This is a genomic window from Novipirellula sp., from assembly GCF_041583735.1.
Classification (GTDB): domain Bacteria; phylum Planctomycetota; class Planctomycetia; order Pirellulales; family Pirellulaceae; genus Novipirellula.
This window is the reverse complement of sequence record NZ_JBFHFD010000617.1, coordinates 1-5179: the sequence shown is the minus strand read 5'-3', so window position 1 is coordinate 5179 and position 5179 is coordinate 1. Positions and strand designations below refer to the sequence as shown.

General features: G+C 54.8%; 6 protein-coding genes. 4 read left to right on the top strand and 2 right to left on the bottom strand.

Annotated elements, in window-relative coordinates:
* The first annotated feature begins 459 nt into the window (after window positions 1-459).
* The 4 genes from floA to ABX962_RS29560 all read left to right on the top strand — a co-directional run bounded on the left by floA (window position 460) and on the right by ABX962_RS29560 (window position 3711).
* Window positions 460-1470 carry a flotillin-like protein FloA gene (floA, locus tag ABX962_RS29575; RefSeq protein WP_372724918.1) on the top strand — a complete coding sequence of 337 codons (1011 nt, stop codon included), beginning with the start codon at window positions 460-462 and terminating at the stop codon, window positions 1468-1470.
* A gap of 5 nt (window positions 1471-1475) precedes the next feature.
* On the top strand, window positions 1476-1889 hold the full coding sequence (locus tag ABX962_RS29570) for a hypothetical protein (RefSeq protein WP_372724916.1): 414 nt from the start codon (window positions 1476-1478) through the stop codon (window positions 1887-1889).
* Between the two features lie 133 nt (window positions 1890-2022).
* Window positions 2023-2754 carry a proteasome-type protease gene (locus ABX962_RS29565; protein WP_372724914.1) on the top strand — a complete coding sequence of 244 codons (732 nt, stop codon included), beginning with the start codon at window positions 2023-2025 and terminating at the stop codon, window positions 2752-2754.
* A gap of 45 nt (window positions 2755-2799) precedes the next feature.
* Entirely contained in the window at window positions 2800-3711 is a 912-nt protein-coding gene (locus ABX962_RS29560) for a cobalamin-binding protein (protein ID WP_372724912.1), read from the top strand.
* 89 nt (window positions 3712-3800) lie between these two features.
* Here the strand turns inward: ABX962_RS29560 and ABX962_RS29555 are convergent, their stop codons facing one another.
* Entirely contained in the window at window positions 3801-4154 is a 354-nt protein-coding gene (locus ABX962_RS29555) for a hypothetical protein (protein ID WP_372724911.1), read from the bottom strand.
* Window positions 4154-5179: DUF1559 domain-containing protein (locus ABX962_RS29550; RefSeq protein WP_372724909.1), on the bottom strand; the 1026-nt coding region annotated here is incomplete at its 5' end. The genes ABX962_RS29550 and ABX962_RS29555, both read right to left, overlap by 1 nt.

Here is a 5179-nt window from a genome sequence, read left to right as displayed (position 1 = left end):
TTGTTTTCTAATCTGATATTTATCGATACTTTCCCCTAAGGTGTGTCTTTCGATGGCAATGTTCACGTACGATCCCGATATGCCAAAAAAACTCGCTCCTCCCAAAAGACACGGAACGGCAGAAATCGACTGTGGGGTGCACGGCATGGCCGGCACCGTCCCTAACTGCGGTGTACCAGGGGGGCATTGCATTTTGGCGGTAGGGGCCTAGGATTCTAGATAGAGAGGTGTGGTAGCCAACGACCCCCACGAGACCTTGGTTTCTTCGGCTACGTTTAACACACGCAATCTTCGATCAACCTCTCTTTGCGAGCTGCATGTATCGCAGGTTTTGATTGAAATTTGACTGCCTCCAAAGCAATGGTTCTTTGGATGAGTCGCCAGTGGACTGCCCAACAAAAGGTGGCGGTTGTGTTCGATTTCGTTGCGGAATTAGAGCTTCCCAGTTTCGGGCAAGCGATGGTGGGATTGGGGGTCGTCGCAGTCGTTATCGGCTTGCTGATCATCGCGATCTTTGCCAAGTGGGGCTCGTATTGGGTCCAAGCTTACATGTCGGGTGCCGACATCACAATGAAAAGCTTGATTGTTATGAGTTTCCTACGTGTCGAGCATCGCTTGCTCGTTACGGCGAAAGTCATGGCGCGGCAAGCTGGTTTGTCAATCGATCGCAAAACCGGGATGAGCACGAATCGATTGCAGGCTCACCACTTGGCGGGCGGCGATGTGATGAATGTGGTGCAGGCTCAAATTGCCGCCCATCGCGCGGGAATTGACTTGGATTTTGATCGTGCTGCGGCGATTGACCTCGCTGGCCGCGACGTATTGTTGGCCGTACAAACGAGCGTTTCACCCAAAGTCATTCACTGTCCTCGTAACGAGAGCGGCGGAGCACATACGTTAAGCGCCGTTGCAAAAAACGGGGTGGAGTTGCGAGTCGGTGCGCGTGTGACGGTGCGAACCAATTTGGAACAACTGATCGGCGGTGCAACCGAAGAAACCATTATCGCTCGCGTGGGGCAGGGCATTATTACCGCAATTGGATCTGCGGAATCGCACATGGATGTCTTGGAGATGCCATCAACCATTTCCAAAGGCGCCATCACCAACGGCTTGGACGCAAACACGGCGTTCGCCATCGTTTCCATCGACATCTATGACATTGATGTCGGTGAAAACATCGGCGCTCGTTTGCAAAGCGACCAAGCCGATGCTGACACTCGTATCGCTCGCGCGTTGGCCGAGGGGCGTCGCGCCGAAGCAGTCGCGCTCGAGCAGAAGATGAAAGCCAATGTCAGTCGCAACCGAGCCGCGTTCGTCTTGGCCGAAGCGAAGGTGCCCGCAGCACTCGCGGATGCCTTTCGCGCAGGCCCGCTGCATCGCCTCTCATGCGATCCCTCCTCAACACGACCTCGCAGTACCCCAATACTCTTGGCCGATCACTCTACATCACTTCCTCCAGAAACAAATTGACTCTGATGAATCCTATTACTATTGCCACACCCTGCTACGTGTTGATCTCCGAGAAGGCACGCATCGGCCCGATTTTAAAGGTCGCTAAGACGGGAACATCGTATCAAATCATTTACGGTTTCTCGGACAAAGCACCGTACGACGTCTTTTGTGCAAACAGCCCGCTTCCGCTGACCCCTTATCCGCTGGTCAAAGGTTACTTGCAAAGCCAACTCGAAATGGCGCCCGGCGTCTCGCATCTGGTGGTCGTTGACGCCACCGGGCCGCATGACGCTCAGTTAAATGCGGCGACAATGCAAGCGGTTTTTGATGCCCTAAAAACGCAGAGCCCTCAGGTCACCGCCTCGTTTCGCTTGACACTGAACTCCGATAACCAGTCGTACACCGTAGAGCCGCTTGACGAGCCCGCAGTGCTGTAATCCTAAATGGGATCAGTGATGCCGAAAGTCTTGATGACTTTCGCAACAGAAGTTTGTCTCTCATTGGAACGATTTGTGCACCGCGTGATCGTTTCACGGCTTCAACTTCTCTAACTCTCAGATGGGCATTCTCGTGACGTTTTGTATTGGTATCCAGGTACGTGACGGAATCGTCGCACTGGCAGACACCCGCATTACCCGTGGCAGTGAACAGGTCAATAAACAGAAGCTCGCCGAATTTCAGCACGGGGACGCGTCGCTTTTCACGATGACCAGCGGGCTGCGATCGGTTCGCGACAAGACGCTGATCTATGTCGAAGAAACCTTGCGACAATCTCAAAATTCCGTCGAGCGACTTTACCAATTTGCTAATTTGTTTGGCGAACAACTCCGACGCGTTCGCAATGAAGACGGTCCCTCACTCTCCTCGACCGGGCATACGTTTAACCTGCACGCCATCATTGGCGGCTGCTTACTGGCCGACCAATCGCCGCAATTATTCTACGTTTATCCCGAAGGCAATTGGGTCGAAGCCGCGATGGATTCCCCCTACTTTATGATCGGCCGAACCTATTACGGCAAACCGATTTTGGATCGTTTGTTGAATTATGAAACCTCGTTGCGTTCGGCCGTGGCGTTGGCACTGCTGGCCTTTGACGCCACGCGAACCAGCGTGACGGACGTCGACTATCCGATCGATGTGGCGGTCATTCCAAATCATTCGCGACACCCGCAGTTCCAGCGGTTCACCGAGTCCGATCTGGCTGAAACGACCCTCTGGTGGTCCGAAGTGCTAACCAATTCGTTGGCCTCGATGCCGATGCGATGGGCCGACTCGCTGCTCGGATTGCAAAGCGGTCAGTGATCTGTAACGATTTCGATCTCGTTACAAAAATCCTGCGGAACTGCCATGCGAATCATCTCTCTTCTGCCCAGCGCGACTGAAATTGTCTGCGGCCTGGGGCTTCGCAACCAACTCGTCGGCGTCACGCACGAATGCGATTATCCCGCCGACGTTGCCGAATTGCCGAAAGTCACCCAGACGTTGATCCCCCACGATGCGTCCAGCGGTGAAATCGATTCGTTGGTTCGCGAACGGCTCAAAACCGAAAGGGCTCTCTATTCGCTCGACATGGCGGTGGTGGAACGGTTGCGGCCCGATTTGATTGTCACCCAAGCCCTCTGTGATGTGTGTGCAGTGGCGGAAAGCGAAGTTCAGTCGGCAGCCTGCTCGTTGCCGGGCACGCCGCGTGTGATCAATCTCGAGCCCACCTCGTTCGCTGACGTGATGCAGTGCATTCGCCAAGTCGGTGAGGCGGCGGGATGCCTATCAAGGGCAGAGGCGTTCATCGCTCAATTGCAGCAGCGTGTCGACGCGGTGGCGGCGCGATCCGCGTCGATCAAAACACGACCAAGCGTGATGCTGTTGGAATGGATCGATCCACCGTTTTGCGCAGGCCACTGGAGCCCCGAACTGGTGTCGCTCGCGGGCGGTCGTGAAGCGATCGGAGTTGCCGGCGCGCGTTCGGTCACCACCGCATGGGAACAAATCGTCGCGGCGAATCCCGAGGTGTTGATGATCGCCTGCTGCGGTTTTGACATCGAGCGAACGATGCAAGATGTCCCGATCCTCAAATCGTATCCTGGCTGGGAAACGCTCGCGTGCGTTAAAAACGATCGTGTCTATGCCGTGGACGGATCGGCCTATTTCAGTCGCCCTGGACCTCGATTAGTCGACAGTCTCGAGATCCTTGCAAATGCATTGCATGAAACGGTCCATCCGCTTCCCGGTGGGTTGCCAGCGGCTCAGAAAGTCAGGTAGAGATTTTTGCGAGAACGCGTGGCGTTTTGTTCCGTTGGCGGACGAAACATGCCTTACACATGATGACAGACTAGAAGCCTATTCCACGGTTAACGTTGGACTTGGTCTTCGAGTGCTTGGCGGCATGCGATGGCAGCGTTTTTCCAATCGCCCGCCTTTGCCGTCGCGATCAAGTCGAGAATGACATGATGCGATTCGCCCAGCGTCGTTTGGCTTGCTTCGAGCTCTCGGATTTGATCTTCGATTTTCTGCAACCCTTCGCTACTGCGTTGGTTGCAAACTCGATAGAGTGCAATCGTGACATCGTAGCCTTGTTCGTCAAGCTTGACGGGCGTATGCGACATCCACCATGCGGCGGTGACAATCGCAAGCACGATCAAGGCGGCAAAGGTCACGACTTTGAATCGGGAATCCGACTTCGTGTTCGTAGAATTGCGGACCATTAAAACTTCTCCCAATCGATGACTTCGTGCTCATCCATGCTGGATAGTTCGGCCCATAGATACAAATCAACAAAATTCGTGACAAAGCGAACCGATCCGTCGCCCATGCAAACGTAACCGCCACCGAGATGTTCGGCGAACATTTGCCCGACGTGATAGGTGGGAAAATTGACAGGATGGATGATGGGGCTGCCGGTAATATCGAGCTCGCCACCCGAAGGTCCAGCGTGAACCAACGTCAGCGTCGCAGCGGCATCGGGGCCATTCTCAGGCGACGAAAACCGTGGGTGGGTGAACGCTCCAGGAACAACGCCCACCCAAGTTTTTTCGCTCAGCGCCGAGCTATGTTCGCCAAAGAAAATCGTGTTGGACGTGCCATCCAGCACGTCGCGAAAACGTGTTTTGGAATTACGAAAAAACGGCCCGTCGGCAACGTTGGCAGCATCGCCATTAATCGGAACGATCTTGGTCGTTGACGTATAGATGTTTGTGAACACTTCGCCGGTCGCAGCCGAACCGCATTCCCCCCAACAACTTTCTTGGCCGTGGCTTGCCACATAATGGCTGCGTCCAAGCTTCATTGGCTGTCCCCCAATGAGCAGCGGATTTCCCGCTTGGTCTTTGATTTCAAACGGCTCATCGCCACCGGTCGCGCTCGGACACAAGAACATTGGAATGCTTGTGGAAATCGCTTGCTGATTAAACGATGACCAAATCGGTTGATCATAGCGAAGGCTTTCTGCTAACGCGTTGCCTTCGGCGAACGGCAATAGTCCGGCGGCCCAGCCCCAGCCAGGGCCGGCATCCCACGTGATCGGATCCATCATCACCGACGCTGGAGCCGATCCATCACGCGTTGGATGCGAGACATAGCCAGCAGGAAAACGTTGGTAAGCCGAATGATAGTTTTGCGCCGCTAACCCGACCTGTCGCAAGTTGTTGCTACACGACATCCGACGTGCCGCTTCGCGTGCGGCCTGGACTGCGGGAAGCAGCAATCCGACTAACACTCCGATGATCGCGAT